This is a genomic window from Streptomyces sp. NBC_01390, from assembly GCF_045040105.1.
Classification (GTDB): Bacteria; Actinomycetota; Actinomycetes; order Streptomycetales; family Streptomycetaceae; genus Streptomyces.
Genome location: NZ_CP109551.1, coordinates 9,791,439 through 9,808,720, shown reverse-complemented (window position 1 = coordinate 9,808,720; position 17,282 = coordinate 9,791,439). Strand labels below are relative to the sequence as shown.

Annotated in this window: 17 protein-coding genes and 1 pseudogene; 8 read left to right on the top strand and 10 right to left on the bottom strand. The window is 70.0% G+C overall.

The genetic code is table 11. From position 1 onward, the window contains the following. Positions 1 to 25: 25 nt before the first annotated feature. A complete protein-coding gene (locus OG241_RS43900; RefSeq protein WP_405823860.1) occupies positions 26 to 817 on the bottom strand; it encodes a hypothetical protein in 792 nt (263 codons plus the stop codon). A gap of 428 nt (positions 818 to 1,245) precedes the next feature. Further along, entirely contained in the window at positions 1,246 to 4,146 is a 2,901-nt protein-coding gene (locus tag OG241_RS43895; RefSeq protein WP_405823858.1) for a CHAT domain-containing protein, read from the bottom strand. A 163-nt stretch (positions 4,147 to 4,309) separates the two neighbouring features. On the opposite strand from OG241_RS43895, the gene OG241_RS43890 reads away from it, so the two are divergent. Together OG241_RS43890 and OG241_RS43885 are read left to right on the top strand one after the other, a co-directional pair. Next, positions 4,310 to 4,702, top strand: a complete 393-nt coding sequence (locus tag OG241_RS43890) for a hypothetical protein (RefSeq protein WP_405823857.1) — start codon at positions 4,310 to 4,312, stop codon at positions 4,700 to 4,702. After that, positions 4,699 to 5,598, top strand: a complete 900-nt coding sequence (locus OG241_RS43885) for a hypothetical protein (protein ID WP_405823855.1) — start codon at positions 4,699 to 4,701, stop codon at positions 5,596 to 5,598. Before OG241_RS43890 ends, OG241_RS43885 begins: the two co-directional genes overlap by 4 nt. 40 nt (positions 5,599 to 5,638) lie before the next feature. Here OG241_RS43885 and OG241_RS43880 read toward each other — a convergent pair whose 3' ends face one another. From OG241_RS43880 to OG241_RS43855, 6 genes are all read right to left on the bottom strand, one after another. Further along, entirely contained in the window at positions 5,639 to 5,764 is a 126-nt protein-coding gene (locus OG241_RS43880; RefSeq protein WP_405823853.1) for a hypothetical protein, read from the bottom strand. A gap of 172 nt (positions 5,765 to 5,936) precedes the next feature. Next, on the bottom strand, positions 5,937 to 6,146 hold the full coding sequence (locus tag OG241_RS43875) for a DUF6243 family protein (protein WP_405823851.1): 210 nt from the start codon (positions 6,144 to 6,146) through the stop codon (positions 5,937 to 5,939). A gap of 332 nt (positions 6,147 to 6,478) precedes the next feature. Further along, positions 6,479 to 7,591: a Gfo/Idh/MocA family protein gene (locus OG241_RS43870; protein WP_405823849.1), complete on the bottom strand. Its 1,113-nt coding sequence runs from the start codon at positions 7,589 to 7,591 to the stop codon at positions 6,479 to 6,481. Further along, entirely contained in the window at positions 7,561 to 8,271 is a 711-nt protein-coding gene (locus OG241_RS43865; protein ID WP_405823847.1) for a ThuA domain-containing protein, read from the bottom strand. The genes OG241_RS43870 and OG241_RS43865 overlap by 31 nt, the downstream gene beginning before the upstream one ends. Before the next feature lie 254 nt (positions 8,272 to 8,525). After that, complete coding sequence (locus OG241_RS43860; protein ID WP_405823845.1) at positions 8,526 to 8,978, bottom strand: hypothetical protein; 453 nt, start codon at positions 8,976 to 8,978, stop codon at positions 8,526 to 8,528. A gap of 83 nt (positions 8,979 to 9,061) precedes the next feature. After that, positions 9,062 to 9,838 carry an MBL fold metallo-hydrolase gene (locus OG241_RS43855; RefSeq protein ID WP_405823843.1) on the bottom strand — a complete coding sequence of 259 codons (777 nt, stop codon included), beginning with the start codon at positions 9,836 to 9,838 and terminating at the stop codon, positions 9,062 to 9,064. An 86-nt stretch (positions 9,839 to 9,924) separates the two neighbouring features. On the opposite strand from OG241_RS43855, the gene OG241_RS43850 reads away from it, so the two are divergent. From OG241_RS43850 to OG241_RS43840, 3 genes are all read left to right on the top strand, one after another. Next, entirely contained in the window at positions 9,925 to 10,545 is a 621-nt protein-coding gene (locus tag OG241_RS43850; RefSeq protein WP_405823841.1) for a CGNR zinc finger domain-containing protein, read from the top strand. Positions 10,546 to 10,694: 149 nt separating this feature from the next. Next, positions 10,695 to 10,886 (top strand): hypothetical protein, encoded by a 192-nt coding sequence (locus OG241_RS43845; protein WP_405823839.1) that lies wholly within the window; start codon positions 10,695 to 10,697, stop codon positions 10,884 to 10,886. A 489-nt stretch (positions 10,887 to 11,375) separates the two neighbouring features. Next, on the top strand, positions 11,376 to 11,750 hold the full coding sequence (locus tag OG241_RS43840) for a winged helix-turn-helix transcriptional regulator (RefSeq protein WP_405823837.1): 375 nt from the start codon (positions 11,376 to 11,378) through the stop codon (positions 11,748 to 11,750). A 152-nt stretch (positions 11,751 to 11,902) separates the two neighbouring features. Here the strand turns inward: OG241_RS43840 and OG241_RS43835 are convergent, their stop codons facing one another. Then, on the bottom strand, positions 11,903 to 12,298 hold the full coding sequence (locus OG241_RS43835) for a nuclear transport factor 2 family protein (protein ID WP_405823835.1): 396 nt from the start codon (positions 12,296 to 12,298) through the stop codon (positions 11,903 to 11,905). A 510-nt stretch (positions 12,299 to 12,808) separates the two neighbouring features. Here OG241_RS43835 and OG241_RS43830 point away from each other — a divergent pair. After that, positions 12,809 to 13,011, top strand: a pseudogene (locus tag OG241_RS43830) (alpha-L-fucosidase); the annotation flags it as partial. Positions 13,012 to 13,175: 164 nt separating this feature from the next. On the opposite strand, the gene OG241_RS43825 reads toward OG241_RS43830, so the two are convergent. Then, positions 13,176 to 14,837, bottom strand: coding sequence for a hypothetical protein (locus OG241_RS43825; protein WP_405823834.1), 1,662 nt, complete (start codon positions 14,835 to 14,837; stop codon positions 13,176 to 13,178). Positions 14,838 to 14,964: 127 nt separating this feature from the next. Between OG241_RS43825 and OG241_RS43820 the strand changes: the two genes are divergently transcribed. Together OG241_RS43820 and OG241_RS43815 are read left to right on the top strand one after the other, a co-directional pair. After that, positions 14,965 to 15,645 (top strand): response regulator transcription factor, encoded by a 681-nt coding sequence (locus OG241_RS43820; protein WP_405823832.1) that lies wholly within the window; start codon positions 14,965 to 14,967, stop codon positions 15,643 to 15,645. Further along, on the top strand, positions 15,632 to 17,143 hold the full coding sequence (locus OG241_RS43815) for a sensor histidine kinase (protein WP_405823830.1): 1,512 nt from the start codon (positions 15,632 to 15,634) through the stop codon (positions 17,141 to 17,143). Before OG241_RS43820 ends, OG241_RS43815 begins: the two co-directional genes overlap by 14 nt. Positions 17,144 to 17,282: the final 139 nt, after the last annotated feature.

The window sequence follows — 17,282 nt, the reverse complement described above, 5'->3', positions numbered from 1 at the left end:
AGCCGCACTCGGGGCTGTTGGCGTATCAGGGCGTGATGTCGCGCTGGACGTCCTTACGGGAGACGGCCAGGTAGCCGACGAAGCCCAGGATGGCCACCGTCCAGGACAGCGTGACCGGCCCCAGGCCCAGGTCGAGTCCGCCTCGGCCGTGGCCGACGGCCATCCAGTCGGCGACGGAGGCGCCGAGCGGGCGTGTGATGACGTACGCGGCCCAGAACGCGGCCACCGCGTTCAGGCTCCCCCACCGGTGAGCGACGGCCGGAACGGCGATCGCGGCGGCGTACAGGACGGCGGATCCCAGGTACCCGAGGCCGATCGTGGCGGTGAGGTCACCTGCGGCTGTGCCCAGCGCGAACGTGGCCAGCACGGTGGCCCAGTAGAAGGTCTCGCGGCGCCGGGTGTGGATGCTGTGGATGGACAGGGTGCCTTCGCTCCGGTACCAGAGGACGAAGACGGCGGCCAGCACTGCCATGAAGAACGGTGTCGAGAGCAGGTACGGCACGCCGAGGCCGACGTGCAGGACGTCGGCGGCCATCGTGCCGAACACGCTGACCATGACGATCGCCGTCCAGTAGATCCAGGCCACGTACCGGCGGACGGCGAACTGCAACGCCAGAGCGGCCGCCAGAGCGATGCCGCCGAGGCCGACAGCGGGAATCGGGCCGAGCAGATGGGCCAGGAAGTCGGAGGCCGTCTCGCCCATCCCGGTGGTCAGTACCTTGATGATCCAGAAATAGACGGTGACCTCCGGCACCTTGCTCGCCGCGTGACGCATGTGGCCCGCGGGCCGGTTGTGAGTGAGGTGATCGGTCGACATGGCAGGCACGATGGCACGCTGCCCGGCCTTCGCCCCAGACCCCTTTGCCAGAGTTTTGGCGCTTCCGGTACGGGAGTTGCCCGAGGCTCAGCCGGACCTGAACACGACCTGAACGCAGCGGCCGATGCGCTGGTCAGCAGCGTGCGGCCGGTGGTATTGGCGGTCTCCCGGCATCGTCCTGGCGACTGCGAAGCAGGATGGCGTCCCGCCAGGTGGTGTAGCGGATCAATGCGCCGGAATCCGCAGGTCGTCGCCGCAACGGCGCCGCTCGGGGCCGCGCAGGGCGTTGACGGCAGGTCAGCCGCTGCGTGGCCCGAGAGCCGTGTCCGGTGGGACGATGAGCGAGACAGTCCAGGATCGCTGCGGGACTGCTGGCCCTGGCCGTCCTGTGGGCGGCCGGCAGTGAAGCTGTGGGTACGGACACCCCTTCAGTGACCGACGTGGACATACCCGGCCCACAGTGAGGGGCTGGCCGAATACCGGTCACGCAGGGCGCGTACGGCCCGGTGAAGGGCCTGGGCCGACAGGTCGGTGCGGGGTGGGGTGCTGCCGCCGTGGGTGAGGTCGGCGTAGGTCGCGCGGGTGATCTCCGTCGAGGTGGTGTCGTTGACCGGCCAGAGGGTGCCGATGACGCGTCGGTATCCGGCGAGTTGGAAGGCCCCGGTGATGTGCAGTGCCTCGTCGGCGTTGTCCGGGTGCGTGTTGGAGGTGCTGCAGGCGGACAGGTAGGCGAGGTCCGCGTAGGGCAGTTCCATGGCGGAAAGCTGTTCCACGGTCAGCGGTCGGGTGAGGTGGTCGTGGAGCAGCAGCATGCCGGCTGCGGGGTTCTCCCAGAAGGTGAGGCCGTGGCAGGAGAAATGGGCGACGGGGTGGGCGGGCAGCGCGCGGACGACGTTCTCGTAGGTGGCCTGCGCGCCGGACAGGACCAGGGCGTTCGGCAGCAGTTCCGTGAGGGCCGCGGCCTCTGCCGCCGCGCCCGGCAGCGAGGGGGCGTTCTCGGCGTCGGGCACCGCCACGACCAGCGTGTGCAGGGGCGTACCGGCCGCTGCGGGACCGACCCGGCCGGCCAGGGCGCGCACGGTGGTTGTGTAGGAGGAGACGGCCCGGTCCATCACCGTCGCCTTCCCGCCGCTGTCGTGATGGCCGGCGGCATGGAGCGGGAAGTACGCCATCAGGCCGACGGGGCACCACCAGATGCGGGGCGGGGGCTGCGTGTCGGAGGTCGGGGCGGTGAGGCCCAGCGCGTCGAGCACGGGTGCGGTGACGCGGTCCCACAGCCAGCGCAGGATCTCGTCCAGGTCCCGCTGGGCGTCCCGACGGGCGAGCAGCGACGGGTCGTTCGGGGCGGCGAAGACGGCACGAGTCAGGCGCAGGAGGTGAGCGACGACGTCGGCCTGGGTCAGGCGGGTCAACGGGACTGGCAGGACGGGCTGTTCGGCGTCCGCTTGCAGGATGAGTGCGTCGCAGCGGCGCTCGGAGATGTTCACGATCACTACGGGGCCCTGATCCGCGTGGCGGCGCAGCGCCTGGACGGAGGGCGCCTGCAGGAAGCCTGCCATGCCGTCGAGGCTCCGGATCCGGCTCATCAGGTCGGCCCAGTTCCCGTCGTTCCCGTCGTTCCCGTCGCGGGCAAGGGTGTTGAGCTCGGTGCGCAGCCGCAGGAACTCGGCATGGAGCTGGGGTGACCGGTACCGCAGCAGCCTGAGGTCACGGGCCTCCAGCGTCCGGCCGTGCAGGATTCCGCGCGACAACTCCAGAATTTCCAGGGCCCGTTCCGGTCTGCCGAGCTCCAGTGCGGCGGCAGCGGCACCGTCCGGCAGTCCCTCGATCTGTCTGAGTCCGATGACGTTGCCCAGGTAGGACAGCCAGTCCGGGGTGAGCTGGGGCAGCAGGGCAACTGCGGCTTCGTAGGCGGCGAGTGCGGCGTGCGGGTCACCGAGGTCGGCCTCCATGGCGCCCAGGTGCTGGAAGTTCTTGATCCGTACGTTGGGCGGTCCGGCGGCGGACGCGGCCTCGGCGAAGACATGCCGTGCCTGGCGCCGCCACGCGGCGGTGTCGCCGTCGCCGTGCCTGGCCAGGTCGCGCAGGGTGACGCCCAGATGCCACAGGCGATCGCCACGTTCCCGGTGGTCTGGCGGTGTGGCAGCCGCCACGTGCTGAAACAGCCCCAGCGCCTCATGCAGTGCTGCGGCGTCCGTGCCGCGCGCGTCCACGCTGGAGCGGTACAGCAGGATCGTTGCCAGGGCGAATTGTGCCTCTGTGCGCCAGGGGCCGGGGTCGGGGGCGGCGGCCACGGCCGTGCGGGCGGTCAGTTCCGCGTCCCTGAGCGCGAGTTGGTCGTCGGTCATGGTGTACAGGGCAGCCAGCGACTGAGTGAGGTCGATGAGCGTGTCGGCGTGCTCGTCGGCGGCCGACGGTGTCTCGATCGTCGCCCGCATCAGGTCGATGGCCCGGCGCATCAGGTCGGGGTCCCTGCGGTCCTGGGCGAGCAGCCTGACGGCGGACGCGAGACGTGTCCGACGCGTGTTGAACTCGGGATCGCGCCGCGGTGTGGCCGCAAGGCACTGTTCGCTCAGGTCAACCGCCTCGACCAGCAGTCCCGTGTCCGTCGTCGCGTCGTGCAGTGCCCTGAGAGCGCGTACGAGATCGAATTGTGCCGCGGCAAGGTCAGAGGTGCTGCCGGCCTCGGACAGCGCCTCCCGCGCGAAGACGACGGCTTCCTGGAGCGGTTCGACGTGCGCGGTGGCACCCGCGAGATGCCGTAGCGAGGTGATCAGGGCCGTCCGGAACATGGGGCGGAGTTCGTCGCCGGGCGGGACCGTGGCATAGCCCTCGCGTGCCAATCGGACGGCCTCGACGGGTGCGTCCCGGTCCCCGCTCCGCTCGAAGTGCTCACCGAGCTGGACCACCAGAAAAAACTGGTTCACCTGGAGCATGCTGCTGCCCTGCGGCGTCGCCGCCACGGCCTCGCGGAAAGCGAGCACCGACTCGGCCACGGGCTCGGGGGAGTCCGTGCCCTGTGCGACCGCGAACAGCCGCTGCCCCAGGCTGTTGAAGACCCGGCCGCGGTCGTAGTGGCCCGGGGGCACCAGCGGAACGCAGCGATGCAGCAGGGCGATCGAGGCCGCGAGGTCCGCTTCCCGCTCCGTGCCGGTTCTGCGGCCGGCGCGGTCGGCGAGCAGTTCCGCGGCAGTGAGCAGCACTTCGAGATCGTACGGATCCTCGGCCGCCAGTTCATGCAGCCCGGCCAGTACGTGGGACGGGTCGGTGCCCCGCCTCTCATGCACTTCGGCCATGAAGAGCAGTCTGCGGCGCTTCCACGTACTCATCGCTTCCTTGCTTCCTTCTGGTCCCCCGCAGCGCCCCGGCATCACACTGGCGCCCCACCGCCGACCACCGTAGTGGGATGCGCCGGATCCTGGGACCCCCGTAAAGTCACCAACTCCGGGATCATGCAACTGACATGGCGATCGCGAAGGCAGGGAGCACTCGGTGGACGAACTCGCGGAACGGCTCAGTCGCGTGTGCACACTCATGGGTGCGGGCGAGCTGGAGGAGGCGGCGCGTGAGGCGGGCGCGGCGGAACTCGTCGGGGCTGTTCTTGCGGCGCTGCGCGGAGACGAACCTGTGGCACGCTCCGCGCTGGAGCGTCGGCTGGACACCCTGGACGACCGGATGGCCGCGGCCGGCTTCGGCATCGTGACCAGGGGGGCGAAGGGCTTGCCGACTCTGCCGGGGAACAGCGTCGGCCGTCCGGTGGTGCACCGGTGGATCTGTCCCGCCGCCCACCCCTGCGAGCGGTTGTCGAGCGCGGAGTTGTACCCGGAGGCTCCCGTGTGCGTGATGACCGGCCGTCCCTTCGTCTATGGCCGGGCCCGGCTGTGACCACCTTTCTGTCCGCCCTCGCCGGAAAGGCCGCCGAGAAGTGGCTCGCCCTGCTCGTCCTGCCCGGGGTGGTCTACCTCGCCGGTGTGGCCGCCGCCGTCGTACTGGGACATGCCCACGCCCTGGACCTGGCTGAGCTTCAGCCCGCCATCGACCGGGTGGCCGCCCATCCAGGAGCCTCCAACGCCGGTGCGATCCTCCTCGTGGCCGCCGGTGTGCTGGCGGCGGCCATGCTGGCCGGACTGTGCGCCAGAGCGTCTGCCGTCGTCGTGGAGCGCCTGTGCACCAGTCGGGGCGACCGGTGGCCCGCGCGCCTTTTCGTACGGCGCCGCGTCGACCGCTGGCGGCGCGCCGACGCGGCGTGCGAGGCGGCCGGGACCCGTGCCGAACTCGCCAGGGCCATCGAACGACGCGAGGCCGTCGCCCTCGTCCGCCCCCGGCGGCCCACCTGGACCGGCGACCGCCTCCACGCGGCCGACCAGCGGGTGTACGACGCCTACGGCCTGGAGCTGGGCGCCGCGTGGCCCCGGCTCTGGCTGACGGTCCCCGATGCGGTCCGGGCCGAACTCCTCTCCGCTCGCGAGGCCTACGGCGCCGCTTTCGGGCTCGCCGGATGGGCCACGCTGTACCTGCCGCTCGGCGCCTGGTGGTGGCCGGCGCTGCCCGCCGCCGCGGTCGTCGCGGCAACGGCATGGATCCGGGTCCGTTCGGCGACGGCGGTGTTCGCCGATCTCGTCGAGGCCACCGTCGACCTGCACGCCATCACCTTGGCCCAGGAACTCGGCCTGACCGGCGAACGGCCCGCCCTCACCCGGGAGGTGGGCGACGCCATCACCACCACCCTGCGCAAGGATCCGCCGCCCGATCCACACCGTGATCCGCCGGGCGCCGTCTGATCGCGGCGCCCTGCCTCCCGACAGGTCGGCTGCCGGCAGATCAGCACACCGGCACCGCCAGGTACTGGTGCTCCAGGATCTCCTCGATCTCGACCCGCCCGCCCTCGCGGCCCAGCCCGATGCCCGCGTAGTCGACGAGCTGGGCCCGAGGCTCGGCCTCTGCCATGCCCGGCAAGCTACGCCGCCCGGCCGTGCGCGTACGTGAGTTCACCGGAGCTTCCACCGGCAGTCAGGGTGTGTGCCGGCGGGGCGGGCCGCGCCCGGTCCGGCAGCAGAGCCCGGACGCGCGTCGCGGTCCGGGCCCGCCCCTTGCGGTGCCGCGATGCGGCGGGGGTGCGTCAGCGCTGTGCGGCGTCGTCGCCCGTCTTCGCGGCGCCGTCGGCTGCCTCTGCCTTCTCGCGCATCTTGCGCACCAGCTCCGCCTTCTGGTCGGCGGCACCCTGGCGGTCGAGGTTGCGGTGCGGACCGTTGTTCTGCCGTTCGGTGCGCGACAGCTTCTTGCGCTGGCCGCCGCCCATGCCCACGGGGTTGTTGATGTTCTTGCTCACGGGTTCTCCCGGAATGATGTGAAGTGATCTACGGATTCATTGGTGGGGGACGAGCGCGGCGACATCGAAGGACGTCGGCAGGGGCCCGTCACGCTCTCACTCGTAAATCTGCGGCTGGAAGAACATGGCCAAGACGGTACCCGGTCACGTCAGCTCCGCACACCAGGGCTTTCGCCGTCTGCGATGCCGGCACCGACCGCGCCCCGTCTCTTCTGGTACAGGGCGTCGGGGTGGCCGACCCCGCTGCCCGGAACTGCGCAGTGCATGGCGGTGAAGGTGCCGAGGCCCCCAGGCGGACCCGGTCGCCACCACCACCGCCCCTGAGCCGCAGCTCAGGGGACCGTGGGCGCCCGCCACTGCTCGGCGGCCGTCAGCGGAACGCGGACCGGGAGCTCCACCGACGTCGTGAGCTCGACGCGTCGCCCCTCGGCCGACGAACGGAGGAGGGCGCTCATCGTCTCCAGCACGTGCAGCGCGACGTCACCGTTCGCACGAGGCGGCCGCCGCTCGTCGGAGGCGATGAAGTCGAGCAGGCCGACGCCCCGCGTGCCGCCGACGTATCCCGCCGTCGACGGGAGCGTGCGCCAGTGCGTGGCGCCGAGTTCGAAGAGCCGCACCTCGCCGTCGAAGCCGTTCGGATCCGGCACGGCGAGGGTCCCCGACTCGCCGTGGATCTCGATCGGCGCCGCCGTGGTGGCCACGCCGTCGAAGCTCGTGGTGATCGTCGTCAGGGTTCCGCCCACGTGTTCCAGCACCCCCGAGACATGGGTGTCCACCTCGACCGGGATCCGCTCGCCCGCGCGCGGGCCGCTGCCGATGACTCGCTCGGCGCGCAGCCGGCCTGCCGCCCCGATCACGGCGCTCACCGGACCCATCAGGTGGACCAGGGAGGTGAGGTAGTACGGCCCCATGTCGAGGAGAAGGCCACCGCCGGCGGTGTAGTAGAAGTCGGGGTGTGGATGCCAGCGTTCGTGCCCCGGGGTGATCATGACGGCCGAGGCGAACAGGGGGCGTCCGATGATCCCCGCCTCCAGCGCCGCCCGCGCCGTCTGGATTCCGGTGCCGAGGACGGTGTCCGGCGCGCAGCCCACCCGGACTCCGGCCTTCGCGGCGGACTCCAGGACGGCGTGGGCGTCGGCGAGGTCGGCGGCCAGCGGCTTCTCGCCGTAGACGTTCTTGCCGTGACCTGTGGCACCGAGGGCTATCTCGGCGTGGGCCGCGGGGACGGTGAGGTTGAGGACCGTGTCCACATCCGGACTGCTCAGCAACTCCTCGACGGTCAGCGCCTTTACGCCGGGCAGTTCGGCGGCGACCGCGGCCGACCGGGAGGCGTCGAGGTCGGCGACCGCGGTGACGCGTACGGCGGGATGACCGACCAGGGTGTCGAGATAGGCGCGGGAGATGACTCCGAGACCTACGACGCCGATGCGGTGCGCGTCGCCCACAGCATGCCCCTCTCGATGATGGTGCGAACGTTCGTGTTCTCCAGCACGTCGGGGCTGTGCCCCGGTGTCGTCACCACGATGCGCCCGGCGCCCCACAGCCGGGTCCAGACCGCCGGCGAGCTGACCGGCCGGTGCCAGGGATGCCACGGCCGAACGGGATGCGTGGTGGTGGCGAGTACGTCGATCAGGTCGTCGTGGAGCACCCAGTACTGTTCGGTGTCCAGCTCGAAGTCCTCGATGCCCGCGGTGACGGGGTGTTCGCGGCCGAGCTCGGTGAGGGTGACGGTGTGCGGCAGGTAGTTGTCCGTCTCATCACCCCGGCGCTCGCACGGTTCCCTGCCCGGGTGGGTCGCGAACTGGCCTCCCACCAGGTGGAGATAGTCGGAGGAGGCACGGAACGAGTCGGCGATGCCGCCGTGCCAGCCGGTGAAGCCGGTGCCCGCCACGACCGCCGCGCTCAGTCCCGACAACTGCTCGGCGGTGATCTCCGACATCGTCACGCACTGCACGACGAGGTCGGTGGCGGCCAGTTCAGCGGCATCGGCGTAGACGTCGGGCGACTCCTCGACACGGACGGTGTAACCGCTGCTTTCGAGGAAGGGGAGGAACAGCTCCGTTGCCTTGACCGGCTGGTGTCCTTCCCATCCGCCTCGGACGATCAGGGCCTTCTTCCGCGCCATGGGATTCCTTGTCCTGGGGTTCCGTCGACGTTGTGGCACAGCGCCTTCACTATGCGCGACAGCTGGCACGCCGGGAAGAAGGCCCCCCGAGGCCGGCCCCCGAGAAGACCATCACCTCGCCGGTCTCCACCTCGCGGCGGTCCTTGACGTACGACAACGTCTTCAGAACCACCGTGAGTACGTCCCCGACGCCTTCCACGACATGTGCCATGTGGTCCGCAGGGAAGGACCCAGGTCCCGGCTCCGCGACAGGTCTACTTCTTCGGCGGGCGCAGATGGTGGCTGAGATAGCGGGCGGTGACGCTGTGCGGATCATGTGAGAGATCCTCGGATGTGCCGGTGGCGACGACGGTGCCGCCGGCGGTGCCGCCTCCGAGGCCCATGTCGATGACGTAGTCGGCGTTGGCGATCATGTCCAGGTCGTGTTCGATGACGATGACGGTGGCGCCGTTGTCACCCAGTCGCTGGAGGACGTCCAGGAGCGTGCGAATGTCGAGGGGGTGGAGCCCGACGCTGGGTTCGTCCAGGACGAAGAGGATGTCGGACTGGTTCCGGGTCAGCTCGGTGGCGAGCTTCAGCCGCTGTGCCTCGCCGCCGGAGAGGGCCGGGGTGTCTTCGCCGAGGGTGAGATATCCGAGTCCTAGGTCGATGAGGGCTTGGAGCCGGGTTCTCACCCGGCGGATGTCTCCGACCTGCTCGATCGCCACATTCTTCCAATGAATGAACTCATGGTATCCGTGGACCGACTGGCGATGCCGCCGGACAGGGCGTCGGCGGCACTGATGCCACGTCAGGCCAGTTCCACGCGGTCGATCAGTCCGGCGGCCGTGAAGGCGCCCACGAGCTGCTCGCGGCCCTCGGTGAAGTGGGCCCAACTGTCGAAGTGGACCGGCACGATCCGGCGGGCGCCCAGGATGCGGGCGGCCTCGGCGGCCTGAGCGCTGTCGAGGGTGAGCAACTGGCGGTCCAGGAGATCGGTGCGGACCGCGCCGGCGAACAGCACAGCGGTGTCCACCGGGCCGAAGCGATCGGCGATCTCACGGACCAGCGGGAGTTGGGCGTTGTCACCGCTGACGTAGAGGGTGGGCAGACCGACACCGCTGAGGACGAATCCGACGACCTCGCCGACGATCGGTTCGAGGTCCTCGCGGGCCCCGGGGCCGTGCAGAGCCGGGACTCCGGTGACGGTGACCTTGCCGCCGCCGGGACGGTCCAGGTCTATGGACTCCCAGTCCTTCAGGGGGCGTGCGGTGCCGCCCAGCCTGCCCGCGCCACTGGGCGTGGTCAGGGTCAGGGGTACCTCGGCGAGCAGGGCACGGCCCGAGGTGTCGAGGTTGTCGGCGTGTTCGTCGTGCGACAGCAGCACCACATCGATCCGGCCCAGATCGGCGGGTGCGGCGGAGGCGGACGCGGTCTTGGCCAGCCCCGAGGGGTAGGTGCCGGGAGCATCGAAAGTCGGGTCGGTCAGGAACCGCAGCCCGCCGTACTCGATGAGTGCGGTCGGACCGCCGAAGACCTGGACGGGTACCTGTTCGCTGGACGTACTGGACGCACTGGTTGCGGTCATCACGACATCACCTCACGGATAGATTGGCCTACATCCGTGACAATAGGCGTTTGTCACGGATGAAGGCAAGCTGTAGCGTGAGAAGCGTGAGTGAGACCGATGCCGCCGCCGACACCTCCGACGCTGTCGGCTCCGGGCTGCCGTCGGCCCCGGGCGCCGAGCTCTACCCCGCCCTCGACCTCGCCAACAGCGTCATCGCCCTGCCCGGCGGCCAGTTCCTCGACGCGCTGGGAACCCCGTCCAGTGCCGGCCAATGGCTGGTCGACCACAACCTGGCTCCCGCGGACGCCGGTATCCAGGAACTCTGCGCGGCCCGCCTGCGCTCCCTGCGCGAGCAGGTACGCGACCTGCTCGCCGCTCACGTCGGCGGACACCCCGCCCCCGCCACCGCGCTGAACGCCGTCAACGACGCCCTCACCCGCGTCCCCACCGCCTCCCCGCTCGGCTGGGACTCCGTCCGCGGCATGCATCGCACCGCCCCGCACCCCATCGACCAGATCGTCGACCAGGCTCTCGGCATCCTCGCCGCCGACGCCGCCGACCTGCTCACCGGCTCGGACGCCGAACGTCTGACGGCCTGCCCCTCCACTCCCTGCAACCGCTATCTGCTCCGCGCGGGACGCCGCCACTGGTGCTCGGTCCGCTGCGGCGACCGAGCCCGCGCCGCCCGCGCCTACGCCCGCCGCACCCGGACCACCGCCGGCTGAGTTCGGCCACCCCCGCCCCGCCGACGGTTCACGCGCCGCGCGCCGAGGCGGGGCTTCGCGCATCCTCAGGCCACCGCTAAGGATGGCCCCGCTCTCCACCCAGTTCCGTCCGGCCGTTCCCCACGACCAGCGAGGGACCATCACCGCCCATGACGGCCGCATTCACTCTGCTGACCACCGGTTACGACAGCCTCGACGCAGCAGGCGGGGCATCGGACGGCAACGCGTCGGAGTCGGCGTCGGTGGTTCGGTGGACCGTGCTGCGGGCCGGCGACACCACACCTGGCACGGCCGCCGGCTTCTCCGCCTGCCTGCCGGTGAGTTCCACCCTCACCCGTTGAACGTGTACGCGTAGTCGTACTGCTCCTTGACGCCCGGAACGGCGCCGAGCACCGCATCCCGGCGTCGTTCCAGGTACCGCAGATACGCCTTTGCGCGCCGGAGCCGACGTCGAGCCGCTCGCCCGCCCTGGAGGCGGTCCCCTTGAGGCCGCGCAAGCCGCCCCCGTACGTCGCCAGCGGTTCGTCGGCCGGCTTCACGAGGTAGGTGCCCGCCCGGTAGCTCCCCTCGTTGCGGCCGGAGTCGGCGCCCGGGTCCGCGGGTGCGGACGCCATGGTGGTCACCGTCAGAGAGTTGTAGTCAGGTTCGGACGGCCGTGTGCGGGGAGCCGGCCAGACCTGAGTCGCTCCTGATCTAGCCGCCGCGGCGGCTACTGGAGAGGGTGCGGGCACCGGACTGGTGCCGGACGACGGCCTCGGTGGAAATGCTGCCTGCCGGGCCCTTATGCTTACCTTCGGTAACAATCGCCTCGATACAACCAATGAGGGCGTATGACGCTGCCACGGTTTCCGGCCTTCGATGTCATGACGGCGACCTGCCCGTCCCGCACATCGCTCGCCCGCATCGCCAACAAATGGACAGCCATGGTGGTCATCGCGCTCAGTGCGGGCCCCCGGCGCTTCCGCGATCTGCGCACCGACGTCGACGGCATCAGCGCCAAGGTCCTCACCGACACACTCCGGGACCTGGAACGCGACGGAATCGTCACCCGGCACGTGTACGGCGAGGTCCCGCCCCGGGTCGAGTACGAACTGACCGCACTGGGACGCACTCTGTACGCCCCGATTCAGGCACTCGCCCTCTGGGCCGAGGATCACTTCACCGAGGTACTCGCCGCACGCGAGAGCTATGACGCCCGCCAGTGACCGTGACTGGTCACCAAGGTGCCGATTCAGTGCACCCGACGGTGCGGCGCCCGGCATCTTCCAGGGCGCCGACATCCTCGGCGCGTTCGCCCCGCAGACCGTAGCCCTGTTCGAACAGGGCGGATCCTGATCGCCGGCGGGATGCCGGCGGCCTACTTCCCCCAGAAGGCGTCCTCGGCGCCCTGGTCGCCGGAGAACAGCCACATCTCGACGATCCTGCCGCCCTGGAGACGCAGGACATCCACGCCGTCCATGCTCATGGACGCGTCCTCGCGCCGCCCGCCGAAGTGGATCGAGGCGGCCACCGTGTCGCCGTTGCCCATCAGGGAATGGATCGTGTCGATGGCGAACGAGCCCTGACTGGCCTCCATCATCCCGCCGAGCATCGCGAAGACGGCTTCGCGGCCCTTGTGCTCACCGGAGAACCGGTTGGCGCCGGGCTGATGCCAGACGATCTCCTCGTCCAGAAGCCGGCCCACCTTGGCCAGGTCACCGGTCTGCACGGCCTGGAAGTACTCACGCGCGATGTCGAGGTTCTTGCTGGTCATGACAACACTCCCTCACTGCCTCCGACACGGAGGCAGTACGACTTACTGTTACGGGTGGGATGCGAGGTGCCGCGTGCGCCACTCGGGACGGATCAACGACGCGCGGCCGGGGTTCGGACCGGCCCCTCTCCTTCGGCGAGTTCTCCCGCCGCACCTCAATACTCACGATCGGTATCCAGTCACCTCAACGTAACCAATGGGGTGAAGTGACGCAGGTCACATGCGGTTTGGATGTTGCCCGGGTGTCCATTTCACAAGGGCCGGCCTCCTTCCTGAGTGTGGTCCCACCGCTCATCACCGACGGCGACCGCACCCGGCCACGCAACGTCCGACCCTGCCCCGATCGAGCGATACCACGTCCTGCGACGCGCCCCTCTTTGCTCGATGCCCTGCCGATCGAGCCACACCATGACGGCCCGGTCGTCAACTTCGGGCGGGCACCTGAGACGTCGTCACCGCGAGCAGTCCCATCGATCCACAGGCGTGGGCCATGCCCTCATCAAGAATGTGTTCACGAACCAGGAGTGGGCCGAACCCGGCCAGAGCCCCACGCTTTCGCTCCGCCGAGCGTCAACTGCGCACAGTGGGCCGACGCGGCGGCTGCCGCGAAGATGAGTTACGGCATCCTGACCGCCAAGCACCACGACGGTTTGGCACCGCAGGCGGAGCCGCCGTCGAGCAGCAGCCCTACGCGGGCCGTCGCGAGCAGCAGCGGCAGATCATCCCGTCCTGACCTGCTCTCCGTCCCCCTCCTCCGCTACGGCATGGTGTTGAAGCTCCCACACGACCTCGACGGCGTTCGGCCGGTGTCATCGGCCTCATCACCTTCCCAGGACCGTTCGGGGCTCCCGCACGCTGCGCGCTCAACGAGTTGTGTTCAACCTGAACGTGCGGGAAACCGGCAAGTCAGGGGCCGTGGCTTCCGGGTCGGGACAGTGTGACGGCGGTGGTGCCGGCCGGGCCCGCACCGATGGTGGTCACTCCTCGCTCCCGGGCTGTTGGATCCAGGACCGGCCTTCGGAGACGGGGCGTGGGCCCGGACGTAGACGGTGACTCGCGCCCCGTTGACATGGGTTGTTCCGTACTCGCGGAAGTAGCGCCGCAGGGTGCTTGTTTTCGCTTCCTCCCGTGGGTTGGTCGGCGAGTTCACACCCACCGCGCGGACAGCGACGATCCGGTCGAAGTCCAGCATGCGTGCCGCTATGTCCCGGGCGGGAAGCTCGACACCTGCAAGTGTGTTCGACGAAACGGGATCCTGTGCCAGGGCGAGATCTGTCAGGGAACGGGTGTCCTCGGGGTTGGCCGCGGTCAAGATCCGGTGCTGGCCCGCGAGGTAGAGCAGCCCGTCGCCCGGGCGGCCTTCCTTGCGTACGGCGGCGCCGATTGCGGTGGCGTCATTGCTCCTGCTCTGGGGCGTCCGCAGCGAAAGGCTCGGCGGGACGAGCACGGCCAGTACGGCGACCGCCACGATCCACGGGATCCACCGGACGCACGGGACCCACAGGATCCACGCGTTGCGGGAAGACCGCTGCAGCCGGTGGAAGCAATCCAGCCAGGCGCCCAGCAGCAAGGCGATTCCGATATTGCTGTAGACCACATAGCGGTCGACGAAAAGGGGCTTGACCAGTGACGCGATCAGCAGCAGAAGGCCCGGAAGCACAAGAATCGGCACCGCCAGCACGGGAAGCCGCACGGGCCCCCTCCTCCCCAGGGGCGCCGGGGGCGCCAGGGCACATGCCACGCCCACGACCGCCACAACCAGGAAATAACGAAGCCGGACCGGTCCGCCGATCCAGGACACCTGTTCCGACTGCCCCGCACTGCGGATCGCCAGCGGCAACAGTCCGCCCACCACGCCCGCGGCAGCCACACTCCACGCCTTCAACACCGGTCGTGGAACACGGGAGACGACCAGCGTGACGCCGTGTGCGACCAGGGCGAGGACCGCGAACTCATGGAGCAGACAGGCCAGCAGCATGGTGGAGCCGTAGACCGCCCACCGCCACCGGGTGCGATGCGGGACGCTGACGACGAGTGCACAGGTGGCCCAGGTGACCAGGGCACAGACCATGGCGTACGAGCGGCCTTCCTGTGCGTACTTCTGTACCTGGGGAAGGAGCGGGAACACCAGCCCGGCCAGCAGCCCGGTACGCGGTCCCGCCAGGCGTAGTCCCAGAAGCCCGACTCCGCTCGCGGCCACGGACATTGCCAGCACAGAGGGCAGCCGCAACGTCAGCAACCCCCCGCCGAAGAGGCCGAAGATCTCATGCATCACGGCGTAGTAGAGGGCATGGACGAGGTCGATGTGCTGGGCGGTGTGCCATATCTGCGAAAGATCGCGGTGCGCGAGCTGATAGGTGACGGACTCGTCCCCCCACATGGTGTTCTGCCTGCGGACACCCCAGAGCCCCAGAACGACGGCCAGCGACAGGGGCGCGATGACGACAACGGCTTCGGTCGGGCTCGGTGATCGTCGACGGGCGGGTGCGGGAGGGGAAACCGTCCTGGCCACGGTGGGGGCACGTTCATCAAGGGACATCGGCGACAGGGCCTTTCAGCAGTGGCGAAAAACTCCGCCAGCGTGCCGGGACCTCGTTGACCGTTTGCTGACCCAACCTGACCGGCCGATCAGGAAGGCGGGCCGGCGCTGTGCGAGGCTGCACCGCATGCGCATCCTGGTGGTCGAAGACGAGGTGGACCTTGCCCGGACCCTGCACACCGGTCTGACCGCCGAGGGCTACAGCGTCGACCTCGCCCATGACGGCCGACAGGGACTGTGGATGGCCAGGACCGGCGAATACGCCCTTGTCGTACTGGACTTGATGCTGCCCGGACTCAACGGCTACAAGGTCTGCGCCCAACTGCGCCGGGAGGGCAACGCGACCCCCATCCTGGTACTCACCGCCAAGGACGGGGACTGGGACCAGGCAGAAGCCCTGGACACGGGGGCCGACGACTACCTGGCCAAACCCTTCTCCTACATGGTGCTCGTCGCACGGCTGCGGGCCCTGGTCAGACGAGCCTCCACGGTCGCCCCGCCCGTCCTTGCCGTGGGCGACCTCTCGTTGGATGTCGCCGGCCGGGTCTGCCGCCGGGCCGGGGCCCGGGTGGAACTCACGCCCCGGGAGTTCGCCGTGCTGGAGCTGCTGGCCCGCCGGGCGGGCCAGGCGGTGTCCAAATCGGATCTGCTCTATCACGCGTGGCCCGACGAAGCCCTGGATCCCAACCTGGTGGAGGCGCGCGTCAGCGCGCTGCGCAAGAAGGTGGACGTCGCGTTCGACCGGCAGTCCCTGCAGACCGTCCGGGGTACCGGCTACCGACTGGTGGACGACCGTGAACGCGACTGAGTCGCGACGCCGCTGGTGGCCGCGTTCGGTACGAGCCCGCACGGCCCTGGCCGCCGCCTCGGCCGCCGCCGTCATCCTGGTCGGCATCGGCTGGTGGGTACACCGCGACGTCTACCGCCAGAGCACGCAGATCGCCGAAGGGCAGGCGGAGGAACAGCTCCTGGCTCTCGTCGATCAGTTGAAGCAGGGTGTGGTTCCCGTTCGCAGGAGCACCGTGCCGTACGAGGTCGTCGCGACCGGCCGACGCGCCGCTGTCGCCTACGGCGGCGGCATGGAGGAGTTCGATCCCGGCACCCGCCATGTGCTGCCCGCCCCGCCGAAGGCCGAGTTGCCTGCCCCACCGGATGACGGGGCGGCCTGGGGCTATACGACCCGTCCCATGTACATACCTGCGCGCCACGACTCCAAGTCCTGGGACCGGTTCGGCAAGAACGGTGGGACCTACCTGGTCATGTACGACGACATCCGGGCCGATGAACTGAGCAGCGACAGAGTCGCCGCTCTGGGTGTCGCCGCCGACTCCCAACTGCGGGTCTATGCGGTGGTGCTCCCGCACGCGGCCGAGGACATCGCCGACGCGATCACCGAGGCCACCGACCGCCTGCTGCTCCTGGCCGGGCTCGTCAGTCTCGTGCTGATCGCCGCCGTCGTCTACTTCGCCGTCCGGATCGCGCTGCGGCCGGTCGAGGCCATCCGCGTCCTCACCGCCTCGGTCACCGCGAGCGACCCCCGCGAACGCGTCACCGTCCCCGCCACGGGACACGAGATCACCGCCCTGGCCACCACCATCAACAGCACCCTCGAACGCCTCGACAACGCCGCCGCCCGGCAACGCCGCTTCGTCGCGGACGCCGCCCACGAACTGCGCAGCCCCCTCACCACACTGCTGGCCAGCCTGGAAGTCGCACTCGCCTACCCGGAACGCACCGACTGGCCCGCCGCGGCCACCACCGCCGCACGACAGACCCGCCGCCTCCACGCCCTCGCCGAAGACCTGCTGCTCCTGGCCCGCCTCGACACCCGCACCTCCACAGCCGGCCCGGAAACCGTCGACCTGACAGCCCTTGCCTCCCGGCTGACCGAGCAATATCCCCTCACCGAACGGCCGTTGACCCTCACCTGCGACGGCACCGCCCCCGCACACGTATTTGGAAACCCCGACGAATACGAACGGCTGCTGCGCAACCTCATCGACAACGCCGCACGCCACGCCACACACCGCATCCAGATCACCATCCGAAACCAGGATCCCTGGGTCGTCCTCACGGTGCACGACGACGGACCGGGCGTACCCGCCGAGGACACCGAGCGCATCTTCGAACGCTTCGTCCGGCTCGACGACGCCCGCTCCCGCGACCACGGCGGCACCGGCCTGGGCCTCGCCATCGCCCGCGACCTGGCCCACCGCCACGAGGGCACCCTCACCCTCACCCCCCGGACCCTCGGAGCATGCTTCCAGCTACGCCTGCCCCAAGCCCCCACCCCGGCCGAGAAATGACGCGCCCCACCGCGGCAGCCCTTCGCAACCGGAAGACCACCCGGACCACGCCCACCGCCGCTGCCACGGAACCGATCATCGACTTCACCCGCCGGCTGCGACCCGCACCAGCCGCGGCCCGGCGGCGGCCAGCGCCTGC